The sequence below is a fragment of the Micromonospora sp. C28ISP2-4 genome (genome assembly GCF_030519385.1).
Classification (GTDB): Bacteria; Actinomycetota; Actinomycetes; order Mycobacteriales; family Micromonosporaceae; genus Micromonospora; species Micromonospora tulbaghiae.
In genome coordinates this window covers 163911-186944 of sequence record NZ_JAUMKG010000006.1, presented here as the reverse complement: position 1 = coordinate 186944, position 23034 = coordinate 163911, and the positions used below count along the sequence as shown (strand labels likewise).

The window sequence follows — 23034 nt, the reverse complement described above, 5'->3', positions numbered from 1 at the left end:
CGGTTCGCTGGTCAGTCGGTGGTGACGAGTTGCAGTCGCAGCAGGGACGCCGTGAGCGGCTCGTCCGCGTCCGGCCGGGCCGGGGGTGGCGCCCCGGCCGGCGCGTCGCCGTCGAGCCACAGCCGCCGGCGCCGGAACACCGGCCGGGGCAGCGGCGCCCGGCGGACCGGACCGGGTGGCGCGCCACTGAGCACGAGGTGGGCGTTGGTGCCGCCGAGACCGAACGAGCTGACCCCGGCGACGCGTTCGGATCCGGCGGGCCAGCCGACCGGTTCCGTGGTGGGGTGCAGCGGCGAGCGGTCGAAGTCGAACCGCGGGTTCGGGGTGTCGCAGAACAGCGTCGGCGGGATCGTGCCGTGTTCCAGGGCGAGCGCCACCTTGAACAGCCCGGCCATGCCGGCGGCGCTGAGCAGGTGGCCCAGGTTCGACTTCACGCTGCCGATCTCGATCCGGCCGCCGGGCCGGTCGCCGAAGACGTCGTTGAGGGCACGCAGCTCGATCGGGTCGCCGATGAGCGTGCCGGTGCCGTGGGCCTCCAGCATCGCGATGTCGGCGGGACGGCGACCGGCGGCGGCCAGCGCCTGGCGGACCACGTCGGCCTGGGCGGCGGGGCTGGGGGTGGTGACGCCCATGGTGTGCCCGTCGTTGTTCACCGCGACGCCGTCGATCACGGCGTGGACGCGGTCGCCGTCGGCGAGCGCGGCCGCCAGCGGTTTGAGCAGCACCACGCCGCAGCCCTCGCCGGGTACGAAGCCGTCGGCGCGTTCGTCGAACGTCCGGCACCGGCCGGTCGGGGACAGCGCCCGGGCGGCGCTCAGATCGAGGTACGTCTCGGGGTCCAGCAGCACCTCGACGCCGCCGACGACCGCCAGCTCCGACTCCCCCGCGAGCAGGCTGCGGCAGGCCACCTGCACCGCGACGAGCGACGACGAGCAGGCGCTGTCGACGACCAGGTTCGGGCCGCGCAGGTCGAAGTGGTGGGCGACGCGGGCGGCGATGAAGTTCTGGTCGGAGCGCAGGACGTCGGTGCGGATGGGGACGCGCCGGCCGTAGTCGGACAGCCGCGCTCCGGCCACGACGGCGACGCGCCGGCCGCGCAGTTCGTCCGGGGCGTACCCGGCCTCCGCGAGGCACTCCGCGGTGCCCTCCAGGAACATCCGGATCGCCGGGTCCAGACAGCGGGCCTCGTCGTCGCCCATGTCGAAGTAGCCGGGGTCGAACCACTCGATGCCCTCGACGAAGCCGCCCCACTTGCTGATCGACCGCCCGAGGCCGGGCTCCGGCGAGTACCAGCGGCGGTGGTCCCAGCGCTCGGCCGGCACCTCGGTGACCGCGCAGCGCCCGTGCAACAGGTTGTCCCACAGCGTCGCGACGTCGGTCGCCCCCGGGAACCGGCAGGCCATGCCGATCACGGCCACCCGTCCGTCCAGGTCCGCCCGCGTCCGGCCGCCCGCCGCCTGCGCCGCCGTCGGCGCAGGCTCATCGACGGGTACGGGCGCAGGCACGGGTACCGACGCCGTCACCGCTTCGGGTGAGGCCACCGCCTCGGGCGGAGTCACGGGTACGGGCGCGGTCACCGGCTCGGGCTCGGGAGTCGCGGCCTGCACGCCGAGATGGGCGGTGAGCCGCTCCAACGTGGGGTGCAGCAGCAGCGTCGCCGGGTCGAGGTGGTTGCCGAGCCGTTCCTCGATGCGGACCAGCAGCTCGCCGAGCAGCACCGAGTCCACGCCCAGGTCGCCGAACTCGACGGTCGGGTCGAGGTCGCGCTCCGGGATGCCCAGCGCCGCCGAGAAGATGCCCACGAGCCATCCCGGCGGAGCCGCCGGCCCGCCCGACGCCGCCGCGGCAGTGTCCGTAGGCAAGGCCGGCGCCGAGGGCAGGACTGAGGCCGAGGGAGAGACTGGGATCAAGGTCGGGGTCGGGGTCGAGCCCGGGGCGGGCGTGCCGGCAGGCGGAGCGCCGGTCACGGCGGCGGATGACGCCGGCGCCGGACGACGCGGGCGCAGCCGCAGCAGGGCGTCCGGGTCGGGGGCGTCGCCGAGCGGGGGGCACGGCAGCACCACCGCGCCGGCCGGCAGGGCGAGCACGCGGTCGACGACGCGTAGTCCGGCGGCGTCGTCCAGCGGGGCGAGCCCGGCCGGAGCGCACGGGTTGGGGCGTCCGCTCGTGGACCCGGTCTGTGCCCACTGCGGCCAGTCGACCGACCGGAACTCGGTACGGCCGGCGGCGATCCGCGCGCGGACCAGCTCGTCGACGGCGATGTTCGCGGCGGCGTAGTCGGAGACTCCGGCGGCCAGCCCGGTCACCGTGGCGCACACCGAGGAGAAAACCAGGAAGAAGTCGAGCGGGTCGGCGGCGCACAGCGGCGCCAGGGTCTCGAACCCGTCCAGTTTGGGCGCCATCACCGCACGTACGTCCGCCAGGTCCTTGTGCAGGAACGCCGGGTTGCCGCGGCTCTCCACACCGGCGCAGTGCACGACGCCCCGCAGCGGGCCGAGTTCGGCGCGGACCTGCCGCAGGAACTCCTCGACACCGGGGAACCCGCCGGCGTGCTGGAGCACGCGCACACCGCGGGCGCGCAGGTCGTCCGCGACCCCGGTGTCCGCGTGGACGCCGACCAGGGCGATCGACCGGGCGCCGCGCGCGGCCAGGTGCCGGGCGACGAGCGCGCCGACGCCCCGGGTGCCGCCGGTCACCAGGTACGCCCCGGCCGGGTCGCACCGCAGCGGCGCATGGGGCGCCGGTACGAGGTCCAGGCGCGGCCGGTAGCGCCGGCCGCCGGCGTACCGGACCTCCCCGTAGGCGTCGGCCCGTACCCATTCGGCCAGGACCCGGGCGGCGAGGTCGGTGTCGTCGCCGGGACGGTCGGTGTGCAGCACGGTGGCGGTGACGCGGGCGTACTCGGCGCCGAGGACCTTGACGAAGCCGGCCGTGCGGACGTCGTCGACGGCCGTCTCCAGGATCCGCAACGGCGTGGTGGGACGCTCGGCCAGCAGCCGCTGCACCATCCGTACCCGGGTCTCCCAGCCGGGTCCGCCGGGCAGGCCGACCAGTCCGCCGACGCCGGGCACGCGGGACAGCACGGCGGCGAGGTCCGCCACGTCGTGCACGGCCAGGCCGCCGAGGCGGGCGACGAGATCGGGACTGCCGCCGACGCACAGCATCACCCCGGCCACCGGCGCCTCGGCCGGTCCGGGATCGGGGTCCGGTTCCCACCCCTTGGCGTAGAGCGGCACGTCGGCGGCCGGCGCGGGCTCGACGATCGACGTCGCCGCGGCGTCCGGCGACGCCCCGGCTGCCGGCGTCGGCACGGCGTCCGGCGACGGCCCGGCAATCGGCGTCTGCGTGCCGGAGGGCCCGGCACCGGCCGGTACGTCCTCGGGCACCCAGCAGCGCATGCGGGCGAACGGGTACGCCGGCAGGTCCACGACGGTGCGGCCCGGCTCGTGGAGCGCGGCCCAGTCGACGGCTCCGCCGTTCACCCAGTGCCGGGCGAGGTCGGTCAGGCTCGCGCCGGCCGGCGGCGCGGCGTCCGGGTCGGGCGCCGCGGGGGCGCGCCCGCGCAGCACGGCGGGGTCGGTGCGGTAGGCGGTGAGGCGTTCGCACAGCGTCGCGACGTCCTCGACCACGACCGCCAGCCGCTGCCGCAGCGGCTCCCGGCCCACCTGGAGCGTGTACGCGATGTCGGCGAGGGCCGGCCCCTCGTGCGCCAGCAGCGCGGCGGCGTGGTCGGCGGCCGAGCCGGCATGCTCCCCGGCGGCGATCCGCCGGACCGCCGCGACGAGGTCCGCAGTGCTCGGTCCGCGGTCCTGGCGCAGGTACGCGAGGAGCCGCCGCACCATCTCGTCGAGGCGCTCCTCGTCGTAGGCGGACAGGACGACGAGCTGCGGTCCGGGCGGCGCGACCGGCCGGGTACGGGCGGGTGGCGCGGCGACGATCGCGTGGGCGATGGTGCCCCCGGCGCCGAACGAGCTGACGCCCGCGACCCGGGGGCCGGTCCACTCGCCCCGCTGCCGCTGCACCCGGAACGGCACGGCGTCCCAGGGGATGTTCGGGTTGAGTTCGTCGGCGTGCAGCGACGGCGCGAGCACGCCGTGCCGCAGTTGCAGGATGACCTTGGTGAGACCGGCGAGCCCGGCGGCGGCCTCGGTGTGCCCGATCGTCGACTTCACCGAGCCGATCGGGATGCCGCCCGGCGGCAGGTCGGTCCCGGCCGCGTCCCGGTACGCCCGGGTCAGGCCGTCGATCTCGACCGGGTCACCGAGTGCCGTGCCGGCGCCGTGCGCCTCCACGTAGCCGATCTCGGCGGGTCCGGTGCGGGCGTCGCGCAGCGCCCGCCGTACCACGTCGGCCTGCGCGACCGGGCTGGGCACGATGTAGCCGTTCGTCCGTCCGGCGTGGACGACCGCGGTGCCGCGGATCACGGCGTGCACCGGGTCGCCGTCGTCGAGCGCCCGCCGCAGCGGCTTGAGGATCAGCGCGCCGACCCCCTCGGCCGGTACGAACCCGTCGCCGCCGGCGCCGAAGGTCCGGCTGCGCCTGTCGCTCGCGGTGAGCTTCATCCGGTGCTGCTGGATGAACTTGTTCGGGTGCAGCGACAGGCTGACGGCGCCGGCCACCGCCAGTTCGGCGTCGCCGCGCCGCAGGCTCTGCACGGCGAGGTCGAGCGCGACGAGCGCGGAGGAGCACATCGTGTCCACGGTCAGGCTGGGGCCGTGCAGGTCGAAGCAGTACGACACCCGGTTCGCGATGCCGCCGAGCGTCGCGCCGGAGTCCTGCGGGACGCCGCGCAGGGTCCGCTCCGCCCCGAACAGCGGGTACTCGTTCCACATCGCGCCGGCGTACACGGCGACCGAGGAGTGGTGCCGCTCCCGGAGCCGGGCGCGGGTGTACCCGGCGCTCTCCAGCGCGGCCCAGGTCACTTCGAGGAACAGCCGCTCCTGCGGATCCATCAGGGCGGCGTCGCGGGGGGTGATGCCGAACAGCAGCGGGTCGAACCGGTCGACGTCGTCGAGGTACCCGCCGTCCATGAGGTGGGTCGGCCATCCCGGTCGCGCGCGCTCCGGCGGGTGCGGGGTGACGCAGTCGCGGCCGCCGGCGAGGTTGTCCCAGAACGCGTCGAGGTCGGGCGAGCGCGGGTAGCGTCCCGCGACTCCGATCACCGCGATCTCCGTCTCGCGCTCCTCCCCCGGCTTTCGCTCCACGGCGAGGGCCGGGGCCGGCACGACTGCCGGGGCGGGCGGTGTGGCGGGTGCGGCGGAATCGGTGGGTGCCGCGGGTGCGGCGGCGGGTTCGGCAGGCTCGGCGGGAACCGCGCCGGCGGGCGCCGTGCGGCCGGCCGCCGCCAGCGCCGCGGCGACCTCGGCGAGCGTGGCGTGCTCGAAGAACAGCGTCCGTGACCGTTCGCCCAGGTCGCTCTCCAGCCGGGCGGTCAGCCGCGTGACGAGGAACGACGACAGGCCCAGCTCGGCCAGCGGCAGGAGCGGGTCGACGGACTCGGCGGGCAGGCCGGACACCTCGGCGTACACCTCGACCAGGTAGGCCCGCAGCGACCCGGCCGGGTCGCGCGGACGTGCGGCGGGCGGGGACGGCGGCGGCGCACCGAAGGGGTAGCCGGGCAGCGGCACCCGCGGGCGTGGTCCCGGCCAGTACCGCCGCCAGTCGACCAGGCCGCCGCCGACCCAGTCCGCCGCGGCGTCGGCGGCGGTCGGCGCGGCGGCCGGCGCGAACGGCGCCCCGGCGACGCCGTGCAGCACCCCGTCGCGGGACTCGCCCCGCAGATAGGCGTCGAGTCCGCCGACCAGCTCCGCGACGCTCGCGCACCGCACGGCGAGCCGGTGCGGCAACGGCATCCGGCCGACCTGCGTGGTGTACGCCACGTCGGCGAGGTCGAGCGTCGGCTCCGTGGTGGAGACGTGCACGCGCAGCCGGTGCGCGGACCGGCGTAGCCGCTCCGGATCGGCGGCGGAGAGGACAACGGCGTGGGCTGGATCGGTCTGTTGCGTCACGGCACCTGCCCGCCTGGGAAGGGTCGACGGCCGTGGATCCCGGCCGAGACATCACGCTAGGCAGTCGTACCGGCTTCGCCTGCTCAACGTTGAGCAGGCCGGTTGCTTGCGGCGCCCGCTCAACCGTGAGCAGACACGCCGTCGGCCGTCCCCGTAGAAACGGGCCGGAACCGGCGATCTCACCTGAGGAGCGAACCGATGACCACGACGGTCGAGCCGTACCGCGCGCTGAACCAATCGTCGCTGCCGTTGGAGCGGGTGCTGCACACGCTCAACTCCGGCTTCATCCTGCACCGGGTCGGCCAGATGGCCTACGGGTTCGCCGCCGAGGGGCGCCAGTTCAGCGTGGACCTGCTGCAGTACATCAACACCTCGCAGGAGGGCGTGGCGACCTCGTTCGCCTTCGAGGAGGTGTTCGGCGGCCGGGACCGGATGCACTGGTTCATCCACCTGAAGTCCCCGCAGGACTACCGGATCCTGCTCAACATGGTCGACCACGACCTGGAGTTCCGCCGGATCTCCGACGAGGACCGGCTGCCGCACAAGGGCGGCGGCAACTGGGACCGCATCTTCGTCCACCGCAGCCTGCACGAGGACGTGCTCGTACCGCAGCACGGGATGGACCACGACGGCGACGACGCGGAGCCGGCGACCTTCGTACCGCCCGCGTCGTCCCAGCTCAACCAGCCGCCGGAGCAGCAGATCAACTCCGCGACCGCGGGCGCGATCGTCATGCGGACCTCGGACGTCAAGTACGAGTTCCGCGAGGAGGGCCGGATGTACGCGGCCCACTGGCAGCACTTCGTCAACGAGCGGCTCGCCGGCCGGGTCACCGCGACGCTGTACGAGCAGACCTGGGGCCAGCAGGACCACCTGTTCCAGCTGATCCACCTGCGCAGCGTCGACGACTACCACGAGCTGGCCGACCTGGAGCGGAGCAAGGAGATGGCCACCGAGGTGTTCGGCCGGCGCCGGCTGCACGAGTCCAAGGGCGGCGGCACCTGGGACCGGCTGTTCATCGAGGGCAGCATCCGCGACACGCTGCTGCTGCCGCAGGTGCCGAGCGGCGCGGCCTGAGCACCGATGGCGTACCGCACGATCGAGCTCCGGCGCGAGCCCGGGCTGTTGCGCGTCACGCTGGCCCGGCCGGAGCGGCGCAACGGCATCGACGACGAGACACTGCGCGAGCTGCACGCGGCACTCGACGAGGCCGAGGGCGACGCCGCCTGCCGGGCGGTGGTCCTGGCCGGGCGGGACGGCGTGTTCAGCACCGGCATGGACTTCCAGAGCGCCGCCGGCGACGGTGGCGCCTCCGACGGCGGTGCGGCGTTCTTCGCCCTGCTGGAACGCTTCACCACCGTGCCACGGGTGGTGGTCGCCCAGGTGGACGGGCAGGTCGCCGGTGGTGGTGTCGGGCTGGCCGCCGCGAGCGACTTCGTGCACGCCACCGCCCGCAGCACGTTCGCGCTGCCGGAGGCGCTGTGGGGGTTGCTGCCCTGCTGCGTGCTGCCGTTCCTGGTGCGGCGGGTCGGATTCCAGAAGGCGTACGCCGCGACGTTGAGCACGCAGACGATCTCCGTGGCCGAGGCGTACCGGATCCATCTCGTCGACGAGGTGGCCGAGCGTCCCGAGACGGTGCTGCGGCAGCTGCTGTTCCGGCTCAACCGCCTCGACCCGGTTGTCGTCGGCGACGCCAAGCGGTACTTCCGGGCGTTCTCCGGCGTCGACGACCGGCTGCGCGAGCACGCGGTGACCGAGTTCGGCCGGCTGATGTCGGCGCCCGCGGTCCGGCAGCGGATCACGGAGTTCGTCGCGCACGGCCGCTACCCCTGGGAACGGTGACCGCCGTGCGCGCGTGGGTCTTCCCGGGGCAGGGCTCGCAGCACCCCGGCATGGGCGAGGGTCTCCTGGACCGGTTCTCCGCCGAGTGCGCCACCGCCGAGCGGATCATCGGCGTACCACCGGCGCAGCTGTGCCGGGACGTCCGGGGCGAGTACCTCGGCCGCACCCGGTACGTGCAGCCCGCTGTGTTCCTGGTCAGCGTGCTGGCCGCCCGGGCCGCGCTGGCGGACGGCCGGCCGCCGCCGGAGGTGGTGGCCGGGCACAGCCTCGGCGAGTACGCCGCTCTGCACCTCGCCGGTTGCCTGGACTTCGACAGCGCGCTGAGTCTGGTCGTCCGCCGTGGACAGTTGATGGAGAGCGTGACCGGCGGCGGCATGGTGGCGGTGCTCGGCCTGCCGCTGTCGCGGGTGACGGAACTGCTGGCCGAGATCCCGGACGTCGACCTCGCCAACCACAACCTGCCCGACCAGTTCGTGCTGGCCGGCAGCGCGGCGGGCATCCGTGCCGTCGTCGACGCCGTGCGGCGGCACGGTACCGGCCGGTGCGTGCCGCTGGCGGTCAGCGTGCCGGCGCACTCCCGGTTCATGGCCGGCGCCGCGGAGGCGTTCGCGGTGGCCCTGCGCGACGTCGTACCGGCGCCGCCGTCGATCCCGGTGGTGAGCAACGTGACCGGGGCGCCCCACGTCCCGGGCGAGATCCCGGGCACGCTGCTGCGGCACTTCGTCGAGCCGGTCCGGTGGTGGGACACGATGTGCCTGCTGGCCCGGTCGGGGGTGACCGAGCCGGTCGAGGTCGGTCCCGGTGAGGTGCTGACCAAGATGTGGCGCCGGGCCGCCGGGAGCCTGCCGGCGCCCGCCCCCGGCGGGCCGCTCGCCCGGGTCGCGCCCGTCCCGCCGTCCACGCCGGCCACGCCCGTCCCGCCGGTCGCGCCTCCGGTGGCCGCGCCGGTGGCCTCTCCCCCGGCCGCGCCGCCGCAGTCCGCGCCGGCCGTGCCGGTGGCGCGCGGTCCCGCTTCCGGGCCGCCGCCGGCCGCGGCGTCGCGTCCGCGCCCGGCGGGCTCGCCCGGGCTGCGCTCCGACTACGGCATCCGGTACGCCTGCCTGGCCGGGTCGTCACCGTTCGGCGTCACGTCACCGGCGTTCCTGCGACGGCTGTCGGGGGCCGGGCTGCTCGGCTTCTTCGGCGCCCGGGGCCTGGCCCTGCCGGAGATCCGGGCCGCGCTCGCCGAGCTGCGCGACGTGCGCAGGTACGGCATGGCCTGGCTGCCCGGTGGCGACGAGCGGGCGTTGTGCGACCTGTACCTCGCCCACGACGTGCGCCATGTGGAGGTCACCGGTCCGCTCGCCGTGGTGTCGCCGCAGCTCGTGCGGTTCCGGCACGGCGACGATCCCCGGCAGGTCCTGGTCCGCGCCCCGGATCTGGCCACCGCGGTCCGGTTCCTGCGCCCCGCCGACCCGGCGACGGTACGGGCGCTGGCCGCCGCCGGGCACCTGGACAGCGCGTCCGCGGGCGCGGCGGCACGGGAGGCGGTCGCCACCGACGTGGCCGTCGAACGGGACGCGCACGCGCTGGTGCCGGCCCTGGTGGCCCTGCGCGACCGGGAGGCGCCGGGGGCGCGGATCGGGATGGCCGGGGTGGGCACCCCGGCCGCCGTCGCCGCCGCCTTCGCGCTCGGTGCCGACTTCGTGGTCACGACGACGGTGAACCAGTGCACCGCCGAGGCCGCCACCTCGGACGCGGCGAAGGATCTGCTCGCCGCGCTCGACGTCACCGACGTCCGCGAGGCGCCCGATCCGGACCTGTTCGAGCTCGGCGCGCGGTCTCCGGTGGCGCACCGGGGCACACTGTTCGCCGCCCGTGCCGAGGAGCTGTACCGGATGTTCCTGCGTTACGACCGGCTGGCCGACGTCGGTCCCCGGCGGCTGGCCGAGCTGGAGCGGACGCATTTCGGCCGCCCGCTGGACGAGTTGCGCGCCGATCTCGGCGTCGCGGGGCGGGACGACCGGGGTGTGCTCGCGTCGGTCTGCGCCGCCTACTGCCGGGAGGCCACGGCCGCGGCCCTGCGCGGCGCGCCGGGTCAGCGGCTGAACTACCGGGTGCCGGCCTCCACCGACGTCGGGGCGTTCAACCGGCTCGTCGCGGCGGAGCCGCTGGCCGACTGGCGGGCCCGGCACGCCGAGCTGGTCACCGAGCGTCTGTTCAGCGAGGCAAATTGACCTAAATCCTTAAAAAGGCCAGCCGGTTCCCATTCCGCTGACAATCACCCCCTACGAACCGACCCGAGGTCACAAAATGCCTGGTCATTGCTCCGCGTAGACACCCGTCACCCAATTAGTTACGATGGCGGCGGGCATTAATACCGCTCGATCGAGCAGTATGCGCAACCGTCGCCCGCACCCTCCGGAAGGCCCTTTGCATGCATTTGCTCCACTGGACGAACGCGTCCCGAACGGGGAAGGAATCAGACACGACGGATCGATGAGCATCGCAGGTCGCGCCATGCCTCCACCCGGCCTGACGCTTTTCACCTGCGGATATGTGGCGAAGCCGCCCCTACGCCGGACACACGGCGCACAGAAGGCGGCGAATGGGACGAACGGCCGGCACGGGCCGTAATGCAATTCTGACAGCATTCCGACAGCAGGCTACAAAATTACTTGCCGACGCTGCGGCTGCACTGTCAACGATTGATAGCGTCACGCATTTCACCAGCGAATGTTCAGGAACCTGACAACACGCCCGAGCACCGACATCGGGCGCCAGGAGGCCTCCTTGCGAATCGCCGGCGCCACCACCAGTTTGCGTAACGAGCTGAATCGGCTGATCCGGGACGACCCGACTTTCGCCGTCCGCACACACGTCCCCCGAGGCGGGGCCGCGTACAACTCCGGCGACCACGATCTGCGGATGTACCTCGTGGAGGTCGGGCAGTTCAAGACGATCGCGTCCTCCGCCGACGGCAAGCAGTGCCTGCTGTCGATCCACACGCGGGGCGACATGTTCGGCGAGCTCGGCCTGCTCGGCGGACCACGCCACGACACCGCCCGGGCCATGCGCGACAGTGTGATCAGGAGAGTCAACTCGGTGAAGCTGTTCGACGTGCTGAGCAGCGACGAGCAGCTCAACTGGCACTTCACCCGGTTTCTCATGGCCAAGCTGCTCGACCAGCAGCAGGCCATCACCCAACTGGTCACCATGGACAGCGAACACCGGCTGGCCGCGACCCTGCTGCGACTGGCCCGCAAGGTGGGCCGGCGGCTCAACCTCGGCATGCAGATCGACGCGAAAATCACCCAGGAGGAGCTGGCCAGCATGGTCGGCACCACCCGGTCCCGCGTCGGGCTGTTCCTCAAGCACTTCCGCGCGGCGAAGCTGGTGGATCAGCTGCCCGGCGGATATCTCCTGATCAACGAGCCGGCGCTGACCCGGTACGTGGAGTGCGGGCAGTACGAGCCCGCCCGGTGGGGCGCCGACCCGATCCGGCCCGTGAACGGCGCGCGCCTGCTGCGCAGCGAACGGGAGCTGTCCGCGTGAGCGCCGTCCTGGTCTCCCTGCACGGAGCCGCGCTGCTCGTGGCGCTCCTGCTCGTCGGCGGGACCGGACGGGCCGCGGCGCGACTGCTGCGGCAGCCGCCGGTGATCGGGGAGATCGTCGCCGGCCTCCTCGTCGGCCCGGCCCTCGTCCTGTTCGCCGGTCACGACGGGCTGGCGGCGGTGCTGCCGGAGGACGCACGCGCGCTCCTGCGCATGGTCGCCGAGGGCGCGCTGGTGCTCTTCCTGGTCGGCCTCGCGCGTGAGCTACGGGTCGGGCCCGCGCGCGACGACCGCAGGCTGGCCTGGGTGACCGCCGGGGCGCTCGTCCCGGCGCTGACCTGCGGTGTGCTCGTCGCGCTGTGGGTCCAGTTCGCCGCCGGACCGGCTGTACGCGGCGACGCGCCGATGCCGGCCTTCGTGCTCGGCGTCGCGGTGACGCTGTCCATCACCGCCGTACCGGTGCTGGCGCGGCTGCTGACCGAGCGGGGCCTGACGGAGACGGCGGCCGGGGCGCTCGCGCTGGCCGCCGCCGTGGTCGTCGACGTCATCGGCTGGCTGCTGCTGTCCCTGGCTGTCGGGCTGGGCGCCGGGGACCCGGCGACCTTCGGTCGCGCGATGGCGGTCCTCGCCGGAGCGTTGCTGCTGGCCGGCGGGATCCGATGGGTGCTGCGCCGCGGCCGGGCGGCACTGTGGTGCGGCCGGTGGCCGGCCGCCAGTGCCGTGGTTCTCGGCGTGGTGGCTCTCGTGGTCGGCTTCGGCGTCCACCTCCTCGGGCTGACCGCGGTGTTCGGCGCGATCCTGGTCGGCCTGGCGGTGCCGCCCGGCGAGCCCTGGGACGCGCCGACCGCCGCCGTGTCGCGGCTCGGGCGGTCGCTGCTGCCGATCTTCTTCGTGAGCGCCGGGCTCACCGCGCTGACCGGCGCGGTCGGCAGCACGCCGTGGTCGCTGGTGGCCGTCGTGCTCGTCCTCGGCCTGGTCGGGAAGATCGGCGGCGGCTATCTCGGCGGCCGGCTCGGCGGCTGCGCGCCCGCGGAGGCCGCGCGGATCGGCATCCTGCTCAACACGCGCGGGCTCACCGAGCTCATCGTGCTCCAGGTCGCGTTCCAGGCCGGCATCCTGAGCCCGCCGCTGTTCCTCGCCCTGCTCATCATGGCGCTGGTCACGACGCTTCTCACCGGCCCGCTGCTGTCGCTGGCGGACCGGTTCGGTCAGGGCGCCGACGCCGGCGACAGCGCCTCCGGCGCCGTGTCCGGCCCGTCAGTGGTGAGCCCCCGATGACGGGCACGCGGTCAGGCCGCCGCCATGTCGCGCAGCTTCAGCACCGAGCGCCAGTTGCGGGTCGTCCCGACCACGCCGGTCTTCTTCTCCACGAAGGCGTTGCTGAGCTTGCTGCGCCCGTACCCGTCGGGAACGTGCACGAACACGTCCCGGCCGAGCAGCGTCAGCGTGCCGGTCTCGCCGGGCGGGGCGGCGAGCGCCGCCTGCTTGTCCGGGCCGGGATCGCTGCTGAGCATCGTGACGAGCAGCTTCGTGTGATCGGTCTGCACGTCGAGGTACGGGTTGGCGGCGATCATCGCGTCGAGTTCGGCCAGGCTGCGCAGCAGCACCGGCACGTCACGGCCCCACCGCTGCTTGATGCCCCGGTCGATCTCGGCCAGGATCGCGACCTCGTCGGTCTCGGGGCAGCCGAACACGACGTTGCCGCTCTGGATGTACGTCGCCACGCCGTCGAAGCCGCAGGAGACGAAGACCTCCTTCAACTCCGTCATCACCATCGAGCTACCGCCACCGATGTTCACCGCGCGCAACAGAGCGACGTATCTCGTCATGACCCGGGATGGTAACCGGCCGGGCCGGTCGCGGGCGCTCAACTCTGAGCAGACACGCCCGGCCCGGGGCCGTACAACGTCAGGGACCGCGACGGTGGGGAATCCACGAAGAGGAGAGGCCCGAGGATGATCACCACGGCGGTCGGCATCGAGGATCTCCACGTCTACCCCGGGCGGGCGTACGTCGACGTGCCGGGCCTGTTCGAGGCGCGCGGCCTGGACCCGTCGCGGCTGCCGAACCTGATGATGCGCCGCCGGTCGGTGAGCCTGCCCTGCGAGGACCAGGTGACCCACGCCGTCAACGCCGCCCGGCCGCTGGTCGACGCGCTGTCGCCGGAGCAGCGGGAGGCGATCGAACTGGTGGTGGTGGCCACCGAGTCGGGGCTGGACTTCGGCAAGCCGATCAGCACCTACGTCCACGACCTCCTCGGCCTGCCGCCGCGCTGCCGGTCGTTCGAGGTCAAGCACGCCTGCTACGGCGGCACCGCGGCCCTGCAGAGCGCGGCGGCGATCATCGCCGCGAGCCCGGCGCCGGACGCGCGGGCGCTCGTGGTCGCCACCGACATCGCGGGCGTCGCGGCGGCCGGCAGCTACTTCGAGCCGTCGGAGGGCGCCGGCGCGGTCGCGATGCTGGTCAGCCGGACGCCCGACGTGCTGCGGCTCGACCTGGGCGCCAGCGGGTACCACACCCAGGAGGTGATGGACACCCTACGGCCCCGGCCGGACGTCGACGTGGTGAACTCCGACCTGTCCCTGCTCGCCTACCTCACCTGCCTGGAACGGTGCTTCGCCGCCTACCGGGACCGCGTCGAGGGCGCCGACATCGTCACCACGTTCGACCACCTCGTCTTCCACATCCCCTTCGCCGGGATGGTCAAGGGCGCCCACCGCACGCTGCTGCGCAAGACCAAGCGCATGGCGCCGGCCGACATCGACCGGGACTTCGCCGCGCGGGTGGCCCCGTCGCTGTCGTACACCAGCGAGATCGGCAACCTCTACTCCGGTTCGCTCTACCTCGCGCTGTGCTCGCTGATCGACCACGCCGACTTCACAGTGGCCCGCCGCATCGGCCTGTTCTCCTACGGCTCCGGCTGCGGGTCCGAGTTCTTCAGCGGGGTCGTCACGGAGCGCGCCGCCGGCCGGCTCGCGGCCCGCCCGCTCGCCCGCGCCGTCGAGGAGCGCCGCCGGCTCACCGTCGCCGAGTTCGACGAGTGGAGCCGGCACACCGCCGACCGTGCCTTCGGTGTCCGCGACGCCGTCCTGGACACCGGCCCCTACCGGTCCGTGCTGGACAGCCACGTGGCCGGCCGGGGCCTGCTGCTGCTCGACCGGATCGAAGACTTCCACCGCGTGTACCGGTGGAGCTGAGCGCGCCATCCGAGGGAGGACCCATGAGTGTGCCCACGTCCGCGGTCGTCGTGCCCGACCTGCTCCGGCACCGCACCGGCCTGATGCCCGAGCAGGAGGCGATAAACGTCCGCGGCAAGACGGCGATCACCTACGGCGACTGGGACCGGCGCTCGAACGCCGTCGCCCGCGCGGTGCTCGACCGGCTCGGCGGCACCGGCCGGGGCGCCCGGGTGGCGCTGCTGTTCGGCGGCGACGACTGGATCGACTACGCGGTCGCCTACCTCGGCGTGCTCAAGGCCGGCGCAACCGCCGTACACGTGAACGACACGATGCCGGCGGTGGAGCTGCGCCGCCGGTTCGACCAGTGCGCGGTGGCCGGCGTGATCCGCGGCGCGGCGCTTCCGCCGTGGCGCGACGACGCCGGGCGCTGGTCGGTGGTCGTCGCGGACCTCGACCAGGGCGACACCGGCGCTGTCGACACCGGCGTCACCCCCGACGACATCTCCGACATCCTCTACACCTCCGGCACCACCGGCCCCGCGAAGCCGTTCACCAACCCGCACGGCAACCTGACGTACGGGCGCGGATCCGCCGCCCTCGGGCAGCTGGTCGACCCCGCGCCGCTGCTCGCGCCGATGCCGCTGGGCACCACGTCGAGCGCGACGACAGTCGCGGTGCTGGCCACCACGACGCCGTCACCGCTGATCGTGTGCTCGCCGGACGACCCGGAGGAGATCGCCCGCCTGCTCGCCACGCACGGCTGCGCGACCCTCATCCTGACCCCGTGGACCGCGATCCGGCTCGCCGCCATCCGGCCGCAGGACCGCTACGACCTCGGCTCGGTCAAGACCATCGGCAACGCGTCGGCGATCATGCCGCCGCGCATCGCCCGCGACCTGCTCGCCGCCATGCCGAACGCCACCATCGCCAACGCCTACGCGCAGTCCGAGGCGGTGCCGGCGATCATCCTCGGCAACGTCGACCCGGACCGGCCGATGTGGCTGGGACGCCCCGGACGCGGCACCGAGATGCGCGTCGTCGACCCGCAGGGCGAGCCGCTGCCGCCGGGCGAACTCGGCGAGGTGTGGCTGCGCTGCGAGGCGCCCAAGCGGCTGTACCTCGACCAGGCGCTCAACGCCCGCGTCCACGCCGGCGGATGGACCCGCACCCGCGACCTCGGCCGCGCCACCGCCGACGGCGAGCTGTTCCTGTTCGACCGGATGACCGACGTGATCACCACGGACGGGAAGCTCGTGTCGTCGCTGGAGGTCGAGGCCGCGCTCTACGACCACCCCTCGGTACGCGAGGCCACCGTCATCGCGCTGCCCGACCCGGAGCACGGCGAGATCGTCGCCGCCGTCGTGGCCGCCGACCCGGCCCTGGACGACGCGACGCTCGCCGCGTTCCTCTCCGAGCGGCTGGAGCCGCACCAGGTTCCCGCCCGCATCCACCGCCTCGACGCGCTGCCCCGCGGCGGCACCGGCAAGGTGCTCAAGTTCCAGTTGCGGCAACGCTTCGGCGGCTGACCGTCGCGGTCGTCGCCGGCGCACGGCCTCCGCCGCGTACCCTGTCGGGGCTGGTGACGGCGCGAGCCGGCTGCCGCCGACCACCTCGGCCACCGGGGTGATCGGGCCTTGAGCGGTGGCCACGGACAGACATCGAGGTGGGAGATGCCGCAGTTGAACCCGGTCGCGGCGCAGCGCGCGGAGGCCGTCGCCGTCGCGGTCCTCGCCGTCGTCGTGACCGTCGCGGCCGGGTACCCGTGGTGGTCGCTGCTCGCCCTGTTCCTCGTGTTCGACCTGTCCATGCTCGGCTACCTGCGCGGGCCGCGCGTCGGCGCCCTCTGCTACAACCTGGCGCACTCGTACACGCTGCCGGCGGTGCTCGGCGCGGTGGCCGTGGCGGCAGCCGCGTCCGGCGACCGGATCGACTGGCTCGGCGTCCTGGCCGTCGCGTGGGCGTTCCACATCGCCGCCGACCGCGCCCTGGGCTACGGCCTCAAGACGGGTGAGGGGTTCGAGCACACCCACCTCGGCCTGATCGGGAAGGCCCGCCGCGCCCGGACCACCACCGACGGACGCTGAGGTCCGGTCAGGGGCGCGGCGGGTCGCAGTTCGCGCTCGTCAGCCGCACCGAGTACTCGCGGTCGTCGGACGTGATCCCGGATGGCACGCCGTCGAAGTGTGCCTCCACCTTCTCCCAGCCCCGGCGCTGCTCGTAGTGCAGGTGCGGGGCGCCGGAGTTCCCGGTGCTGCCCACGCGCCCGAGCTGGTCGCCCCGGGCCACCCGCTGGCCGGCCTGCACCGACGGCGGTTCGAGCAGGTGCAGGTACTGCGTCTCCCACCTGCCACCGTGGTCGATCTTCACCCAGTAGCCGCCGCCGCGTCCGCGCGGCCCGTCCGGATCCTGCGGGGTACGACCGCCCAGCGAGCCGTTGATCCCCGCCACCGTGACGGTGCCGGCGGCGGAGGCGAGCACCGGCCGTCCCCACGCCTCCCCGGAGGTCGGGAAGAGGTCGACGTCGTAGTCGTCGTGCCCCGGATAGGTGGACAGCCGCCACGTCTCGCCGCAGGCCACCGGAAGCTGGAAGTCCGGTCGCGGGCCGGGTGGCCGCACCAGCGGCACCACTACCGCCGCGGCGGCGACGAGCACCGCGAGGACGCCGACGACCAGCAGGACGCGCGGGGCGCGGCGGCGCGGGCGGCCGGAACCGTGGGGACGCTGGGTGGTCATCGTTTCGAGCATGACAGGCGGCGCTGTGGACAGCCTGACCGGCTCGGCTACGGGCGCGGCTCGATCGGGCCGCTCAGCCATCGCGCGACGAGCCGGTGGTCCTCCTCGGTGACGCCGCGGCGCGCGTCGACGCGGTGCAGGAGCGCTGGCGCGCTGTGGTTGCCTGCCACCCACCTCCGGTCGGCGTCGGTGATCTCGTCGTCCAGCCAGACGAACCGGCGTCCCGCGGCCCACTCGACCAGTCGCCGCGTCTTCCAGTGCAGCCGGCCGTCGTCGTCCTCGTCGTCCGGCCAGTCGACGACCGGCAGCGAGGGCAGGCCGAGCCGCGGCGCGAGCACCTCGTTGGCGTCGTGCATCCAGGTCGTGGCCCACACGAGATCGCACGGCAACGCCGCGAGCCGGCGGCCGTGCCCGGCGTCGAGACCGGCCAGCAGCGGGTTGTCGCCGTCGTCCGACGGCCCGGCGGAGCCGCCGAAGGGCAGGAGTGTCCCGTCGACGTCCAGGAACAGCAGCGGACGGCCGGTCCCCGCCGGCTGTGACGAAGGGTTCTCGGGCCCGGTCGTCATCCGGGCGTCAGGTCAGCTCGATGACGGGCCGGGTCAGGATCTCGTCGGCGTACCCGTCCTCGGAGGCGGACCACTGGCCGAACTCCTCGTCGCGGTACGCGGTCGCGAGGGTGAGCCAGCCCAGGAAGAAGCCGCTGCCGCCACAGGTGGCACCGCCGCCGTCGCCACCGCACACGACGGTGCGCTCGGTCGTCGCCTCGTGCCGGTAGGGGTCCTGCCCGATCGCCAGGCCCCAGAGGTTCTCCTGCCGGTGCGGGCCGGTCTTGTGGTCGTACGGGTAACCGTCGTCGGGGCAGTCGTCACCCCAGCGGAACAGGGTCGTCGCACCGGCGCCACACGCCCACTCCCACTCGTCCGGGGTGGCCGTGCGCAGGCCGAGGCTCGCGAGCCCGGCCATCGCCTCGTCGTAGGAGACCTCGCGGATCGCCCGGGCCCGCACCACCTGCCCGGTCCGGTCGAACTCGACGGTCAGCCCGTCACCACCCGATCCGACGGTGCGCACCCCACCGACCCGCCCTCCGGCCGACGCGACCAGCTCCCGCACCCGGGGGTCGTCCGGCGCCAACGGAATCTCGCACGGGTCGAGCGCGTCCACCGCCACCAGCATCGCCGGCATGTCGACGTCGCGTACCGGCGAGGTCATTGCCTCGACGTACTCGGTCAGGGACGGAAGCCCGAACTCGGCGGCGCTGTCGGCGTAGTCGGCGGTCTGGCGCGGACCGGGCCGGAACCGGCCCGCGTCGTAGCCGAGCGTGGGCCGGCCGGCGGGTACGAGAGCGAACCGCATACCGTCGCGGTCGAACAGCGCCGTCCGGTGCGATCGCCCCGCATACGCCGTGTTCCGCACGACGAGCGCTGTCAGCTCGTGCCGCTCGGCGATGTCCTGGACGATCCGGCCGGCAGCGCCGTCGGAGAGGTCGTTCCACTGCTCGAAGCTGAGATCGGCGTACGGCACCGCGAAAGGATAGCCACGGGCTCCGACAACACCGGATCACGCCGACATGAGCCGCGCCGCGGGGCGTCGACGACGCGGTCAGGCTCCGTCGACGTCCGTGCTGAGCGCGAGGTCGCGGCCGGCCTCGACGTCGGCGAGCAGCGCCGCCACGCGGGCCTTGGCCAGGTCGTAGGAGTCGGAGCCGAGCACCTGGTGCAGCGGGGCATCGCCGCGGACGGCCACCTCGATGATGGCGGCCGCGGCCTTGGCCGGGTCGCCGAGCTGGGTGCCGGGCATGGCCAGGTGCGCCTCGGTCATCTCGCGGATCGCCTCGTAGCCGTCGGCGGTGCGCGCCGGGAGGCCCAGCGACGACGGACGCAGGAAGTCGGTACGCGTGTACCCGGGCTCCACGACGTTGACCTTGATGCCGAGGTGCGCGACCTCGGCCGCGAGCGAGTCCGACAGGCCCTCCAGGGCGTACTTGGCCGCGCAGTAGAGGCCCCAGCCGGGGAAGGCGGTCAGCCCCAGGATCGAGGAGACGTTGACGATGTGGCCGCTGCGAGCGGCGCGCATGCCGGGCAGGGCCGCGCGGAGCACGTTCCAGACGCCGAAGACCTGCACCTCGAACATCGTCCGGACCTCGGTGTCTCCTGCCTCCTCGACCGCGCCGAGGAAGCCGTAGCCGGCGTTGTTGACCACGACGTCGATCCCGCCGAAACGGTCGGTGGTGGCCCGGACGGCAGCCGTCACCGCCGCCGCGTCGGTCAGGTCGAGTTCGAGGGCGAGCAGCCGCTCGCGGTCGACCGTTCCGAGGGCCGCGCCGAGGCGCTCGGCCGACCGGGTCGTCGCCGCGACGTTGTCACCCCGCTCCAGCAACTGCCGGACCAGTTCGAGGCCGATGCCGCAGGACGTGCCGGTGACGAACCACGTGGCCGGACCTGCGGTGGGGTAGGGCATGGAAACTCCCGGATCTCGATGTCGTCGTGTCCCCGGCCGGGGACGCCTCTCCATCGTGGGTACGAGGGAGGGCCGGGAACACGGCGAGGCAGGCCCAGCGCTGCCGGGGAACGGCGTACCCACCCAGGCGGTGTCGTGGACGGCGGTCGCGGCGGATCATCGAGTCATGACGGGACAATCGGACCTCGGCCGGTTCCTTCGTCGGTGCCGGGCCGACCTGACGCCGGAAGCGGCCGGCATCGCCTCCGACGCGCAGGGACGCCGCGTCCGCGGACTGCGCCGCGAGGAGGTGGCGATGCTCGCCGGCGTGAGCGTCGACTACTACACCCGGCTCGAACAGGGCCGGCACACCAGCCCGTCGGCCGCGGTGGTCGACGCCCTGGCGCGGGCCTTCCGGCTCGACGCCGCCGCCCGCGCCCACCTCGCCGACCTCGCGCGGCCGGCCAGGCGCGGCAGCAGGCAGACGCCGGCCCAACGGGTACGCCCGGCGATGCACCAGCTGATCGCCTCGATGACCGAACACCCCGCGCTCGTCCTCGGGCGCCGCACGGACGTGCTCGCCTCCAACGCGCTCGCGCGTGCGCTCCTCACCGACTGGACGCTGCTCCCCCCTCGGCACCGCAACTACATCCGGTGGGTCTTCCTCGACCCGGGCGCCCGCGACGCCTTCCTCGACTGGTCGACAGTGGCCGCCGACGTGGTCGGCACCCTGCGCCTCGACGCCGGGCGCCATCCCGACGATCCGCAGCTCAGCGAACTCGTGGGCGAGCTGACCATCAGGAGCCCGGAGTTCCGGACCTGGTGGAACGGCCGTCACGTCCACGAACGCACACACGGCACCAAGCGGATGAACCACCCGGCGGTCGGGCCGATCACCCTCCGCTACGAGGCCCTCGCCCTGCCCGGTGACCCGGACCAGACGCTGTTCGTCTACACGACCGATCCCGGCAGCCCGTCGCACGACAACCTGCGCCTGCTGGGGTCGCTGGCCGCCCGGACCGGGCCGGCGCCGGGCCGTACGCCGCCGCACGAGGCGCCCGACGCGAGCAGGACCGAACCCGCAAGCCCTGCTTGACGCCGATCTCAGGCGTCCGCGGCGCGGGGCACCCCGGCCGACCGGTCGCGGCAGAAGTCCCGGAACGATCGGGGCGGCCGGCCGGTCACGTCCGCGACGGTCGTCGTCACCCGGTCCTCCGAACCCGCGGCGGCGGCCGTGTCCAGGGAACGAACGACGGCCGCGGCGGCGGCTGTGGTCAGGCAGCGCGGCGGGCGCGGCGACGGGCTCGGAGGAAGACGGCGTCGCGCCGCTCGTCGCCCCACCAGGCCCACGGAACGTCGGTCATGTACCGGCCGATCGACGCGAAGACCGGCGCGGCCTCGGCGTCGCGGCCGGTGCGCACCAGCCCGTAAGCCAGGAAGTTCGCGTCGTCGAGCCAGTCGGCGTGCCGGGTCGCCGGCTGGTGGAACCACCGGTTCAGCGCGTTGTCGAGATCCGACTGCATGACCGGATCCTGTCGCCACCGCTCGCCGATCTCGTCGCCGGTACCACAGTGGGGTTCGCGATCCTGCTCCCACAGCGCCCACTCCGCGGCGGCCCGAACCGGCAGCACGAGTAGTGGCGAGCCGGTGGGCGAGGTGGCGGCTACCGAGCGGGCGAAGCCGAACATCGCCTCGTGCGAGCCGCTCCACTTCCGGCAGTGGTAGGTCAGCCGCAGCACGTGGCCCTGATGGTGCCGGGGATCCCGCTTGGTCAGCTCACGCCACGTCTCCTCGACCTCCTCCAGTGGCGCACTCTCGTCGATCATGAGATTGAGCCGGTGCGCCCACGGGGTGGGGTCGTCCGGTGCGAGCCGCATCGCGACATCGTTCACCTGCCGGGCCAGGTCCAGCAGGCGGTGGAACTCGGCCCACTGCTCCCGGCGTACGTTGGAGGCCCAGTCGCCGCCGCGCACCTCCCACGCCCGTGCCATCAGGGAACGGGCACGGACGAGCTGGGCGTCCGGATCGGCGGGCGCGCGAGAGGCCCAGCGGTCGGTCCACGCGTCTGTGGTGTCGACCCGGCCGGTCGTACGGTCGACCCGCGTTCCCAGCCCGCGAGCGGTCGATTCGGCCAGCACACGGACGTACCGTGCCCGGCGGTCGTAGTCGTCCCGGGTGGCGGCCAGAGCCTTCCGGGCCGGTCCGATGTCGGAGCCGTACCGCGCCTGCGTGCACGCCTCGCGCAGCACGGCGTCGTCCTGTGCCGGGTTGGGGTCGATCTGGCGGGTGAGTATCCGCCACATGGTCGAGAGCATGATCAAGGATGGTAGATGTCAGCGAACAGCGTGTGGGCCGCGCATTGCCGTTCTGCCGCGAGCTAACCCGCTTGTCGTGGTGCGGGGCGCCGGAGAGGATCGGCGGATGGATCTCCGTGCTGCGGAACGGCGGCTCCAAGCCGCTCAGCGTGCCGCCGATGTCGAATCCCTCGACGCGCTTCTGCATCCCCGGGTCGTGGGTGCCGGACCGGACGGCACGGTCTTCACCAAGGAGGACGATCTGGGGAGCTACCGCTCGGGCGCCCTGCGGATCACCGGCCTGGTGGAGGAGTCGCTCGACGTCCAGGACGACGGTGAGACCGGGGTGACCCGCACGGTCGCCGCGGTGGATGCGGTTCAGGGCGGGGCCGTCGTGTCCGCGCGGTTGCGCTACACCCGGCTGTGGGTGCGGGAGGACGGCAACTGGCGGGTGCTGGCCGCCACCTTCGTCCCGGTCCGGTGAGCGCTCCGCCCGCGGCCGGTCGGACGCTCAGGCTCCGGCGGTCGGTTCCACCGTGTAGTGGATGGTCTGCGCGACGATCCAGCCGTCCTCGATGACGTACGAGTCGGCGCCGTCGCGGACCCGCGCGCCCGATGCGTCAGCGGTCCACTCCAGGAATCCGATCCGATCCTCGATCAGCACCGTCGTGTAGGTGAAGTGGGCGCCCGGAAGCTCCGCGCTCAGCCACTGCGCCAGTTTCCGCACCCCGGCGTGCCCCCGGAACACTCCCCTGCGGTCGAGGACGAGGCAGTCCGGCGACACGTTGCGCTCGATGTCCTCGGCGAACCGGCCCTCGTTCGACAGGCGCAGATGCTCGTCGAGCACCTCGCGTGGCGGGCGCGCCCGCAATTGCTCGGTCATTCACCGCAGCCTCTCGTGCATGGACGACTCACCTCATCATCCAACGCCGAGCGGGCGCCGCGTCGCCGATCACGGATCCTTGACGCGCGGTCGCAGCGAGCAGACGGCGCCCGCGCCGGCTCGCCC

General features: G+C 73.8%; 18 protein-coding genes. 10 read left to right on the top strand and 8 right to left on the bottom strand.

Annotated features, from left to right (window positions below):
- Window positions 1–11 precede the first annotated feature (11 nt).
- Window positions 12–6008 (bottom strand): SDR family NAD(P)-dependent oxidoreductase, encoded by a 5997-nt coding sequence (locus Q3W68_RS22215; protein ID WP_302907280.1) that lies wholly within the window; start codon window positions 6006–6008, stop codon window positions 12–14.
- Between the two features lie 198 nt (window positions 6009–6206).
- Between Q3W68_RS22215 and Q3W68_RS22210 the strand changes: the two genes are divergently transcribed.
- The 5 genes from Q3W68_RS22210 (at window position 6207) to Q3W68_RS22190 (ending at window position 12661) form a co-directional block, all read left to right on the top strand.
- Window positions 6207–7085 carry a DUF6039 family protein gene (locus Q3W68_RS22210; RefSeq protein WP_302907279.1) on the top strand — a complete coding sequence of 293 codons (879 nt, stop codon included), beginning with the start codon at window positions 6207–6209 and terminating at the stop codon, window positions 7083–7085.
- A 6-nt stretch (window positions 7086–7091) separates the two neighbouring features.
- Window positions 7092–7850 (top strand): enoyl-CoA hydratase-related protein, encoded by a 759-nt coding sequence (locus Q3W68_RS22205; RefSeq protein ID WP_302907278.1) that lies wholly within the window; start codon window positions 7092–7094, stop codon window positions 7848–7850.
- A complete protein-coding gene (locus tag Q3W68_RS22200; protein ID WP_302907277.1) occupies window positions 7847–10066 on the top strand; it encodes an acyltransferase domain-containing protein in 2220 nt (739 codons plus the stop codon). Before Q3W68_RS22205 ends, Q3W68_RS22200 begins: the two co-directional genes overlap by 4 nt.
- Before the next feature lie 499 nt (window positions 10067–10565).
- Window positions 10566–11384 carry a Crp/Fnr family transcriptional regulator gene (locus tag Q3W68_RS22195; protein WP_302907276.1) on the top strand — a complete coding sequence of 273 codons (819 nt, stop codon included), beginning with the start codon at window positions 10566–10568 and terminating at the stop codon, window positions 11382–11384.
- Entirely contained in the window at window positions 11381–12661 is a 1281-nt protein-coding gene (locus Q3W68_RS22190; protein ID WP_302907275.1) for a cation:proton antiporter, read from the top strand. The genes Q3W68_RS22195 and Q3W68_RS22190 overlap by 4 nt, the downstream gene beginning before the upstream one ends.
- Window positions 12662–12672: 11 nt before the next feature.
- On the opposite strand, the gene Q3W68_RS22185 is transcribed toward Q3W68_RS22190, so the two are convergent.
- A complete protein-coding gene (locus tag Q3W68_RS22185; protein ID WP_302907274.1) occupies window positions 12673–13212 on the bottom strand; it encodes a DUF1697 domain-containing protein in 540 nt (179 codons plus the stop codon).
- Window positions 13213–13338: 126 nt separating this feature from the next.
- On the opposite strand from Q3W68_RS22185, the gene Q3W68_RS22180 reads away from it, so the two are divergent.
- The 3 genes from Q3W68_RS22180 to Q3W68_RS22170 all read left to right on the top strand — a co-directional run bounded on the left by Q3W68_RS22180 (window position 13339) and on the right by Q3W68_RS22170 (window position 16646).
- Window positions 13339–14580 carry a hydroxymethylglutaryl-CoA synthase family protein gene (locus Q3W68_RS22180; RefSeq protein ID WP_302907273.1) on the top strand — a complete coding sequence of 414 codons (1242 nt, stop codon included), beginning with the start codon at window positions 13339–13341 and terminating at the stop codon, window positions 14578–14580.
- A gap of 23 nt (window positions 14581–14603) precedes the next feature.
- Window positions 14604–16088 (top strand): class I adenylate-forming enzyme family protein, encoded by a 1485-nt coding sequence (locus Q3W68_RS22175; protein WP_302907272.1) that lies wholly within the window; start codon window positions 14604–14606, stop codon window positions 16086–16088.
- 144 nt (window positions 16089–16232) lie between these two features.
- Window positions 16233–16646, top strand: a complete 414-nt coding sequence (locus tag Q3W68_RS22170; protein WP_302907271.1) for a DUF4260 domain-containing protein — start codon at window positions 16233–16235, stop codon at window positions 16644–16646.
- A gap of 7 nt (window positions 16647–16653) precedes the next feature.
- Here the strand turns inward: Q3W68_RS22170 and Q3W68_RS22165 are convergent, their stop codons facing one another.
- The 4 genes from Q3W68_RS22165 to Q3W68_RS22150 form a co-directional block, all read right to left on the bottom strand.
- Complete coding sequence (locus tag Q3W68_RS22165; RefSeq protein ID WP_302907270.1) at window positions 16654–17295, bottom strand: M23 family metallopeptidase; 642 nt, start codon at window positions 17293–17295, stop codon at window positions 16654–16656.
- A 47-nt stretch (window positions 17296–17342) separates the two neighbouring features.
- On the bottom strand, window positions 17343–17861 hold the full coding sequence (locus Q3W68_RS22160) for an HAD domain-containing protein (protein WP_302907269.1): 519 nt from the start codon (window positions 17859–17861) through the stop codon (window positions 17343–17345).
- A 7-nt stretch (window positions 17862–17868) separates the two neighbouring features.
- Entirely contained in the window at window positions 17869–18816 is a 948-nt protein-coding gene (locus Q3W68_RS22155) for a hypothetical protein (RefSeq protein ID WP_302907268.1), read from the bottom strand.
- Between the two features lie 78 nt (window positions 18817–18894).
- Window positions 18895–19752, bottom strand: a complete 858-nt coding sequence (locus tag Q3W68_RS22150) for an SDR family NAD(P)-dependent oxidoreductase (RefSeq protein ID WP_302907267.1) — start codon at window positions 19750–19752, stop codon at window positions 18895–18897.
- Window positions 19753–19918: 166 nt separating this feature from the next.
- On the opposite strand from Q3W68_RS22150, the gene Q3W68_RS22145 reads away from it, so the two are divergent.
- Window positions 19919–20827: a helix-turn-helix transcriptional regulator gene (locus Q3W68_RS22145; protein WP_302907266.1), complete on the top strand. Its 909-nt coding sequence runs from the start codon at window positions 19919–19921 to the stop codon at window positions 20825–20827.
- A 178-nt stretch (window positions 20828–21005) separates the two neighbouring features.
- Here the strand turns inward: Q3W68_RS22145 and Q3W68_RS22140 are convergent, their stop codons facing one another.
- On the bottom strand, window positions 21006–22046 hold the full coding sequence (locus Q3W68_RS22140; protein ID WP_302907265.1) for a DUF4034 domain-containing protein: 1041 nt from the start codon (window positions 22044–22046) through the stop codon (window positions 21006–21008).
- A 106-nt stretch (window positions 22047–22152) separates the two neighbouring features.
- Between Q3W68_RS22140 and Q3W68_RS22135 the strand changes: the two genes are divergently transcribed.
- Window positions 22153–22509, top strand: a complete 357-nt coding sequence (locus Q3W68_RS22135; protein WP_302907264.1) for a nuclear transport factor 2 family protein — start codon at window positions 22153–22155, stop codon at window positions 22507–22509.
- Window positions 22510–22536: 27 nt separating this feature from the next.
- Here Q3W68_RS22135 and Q3W68_RS22130 read toward each other — a convergent pair whose 3' ends face one another.
- Window positions 22537–22908 carry a nuclear transport factor 2 family protein gene (locus Q3W68_RS22130; RefSeq protein WP_302907263.1) on the bottom strand — a complete coding sequence of 124 codons (372 nt, stop codon included), beginning with the start codon at window positions 22906–22908 and terminating at the stop codon, window positions 22537–22539.
- Between the last annotated feature and the right edge of the window lie 126 nt (window positions 22909–23034).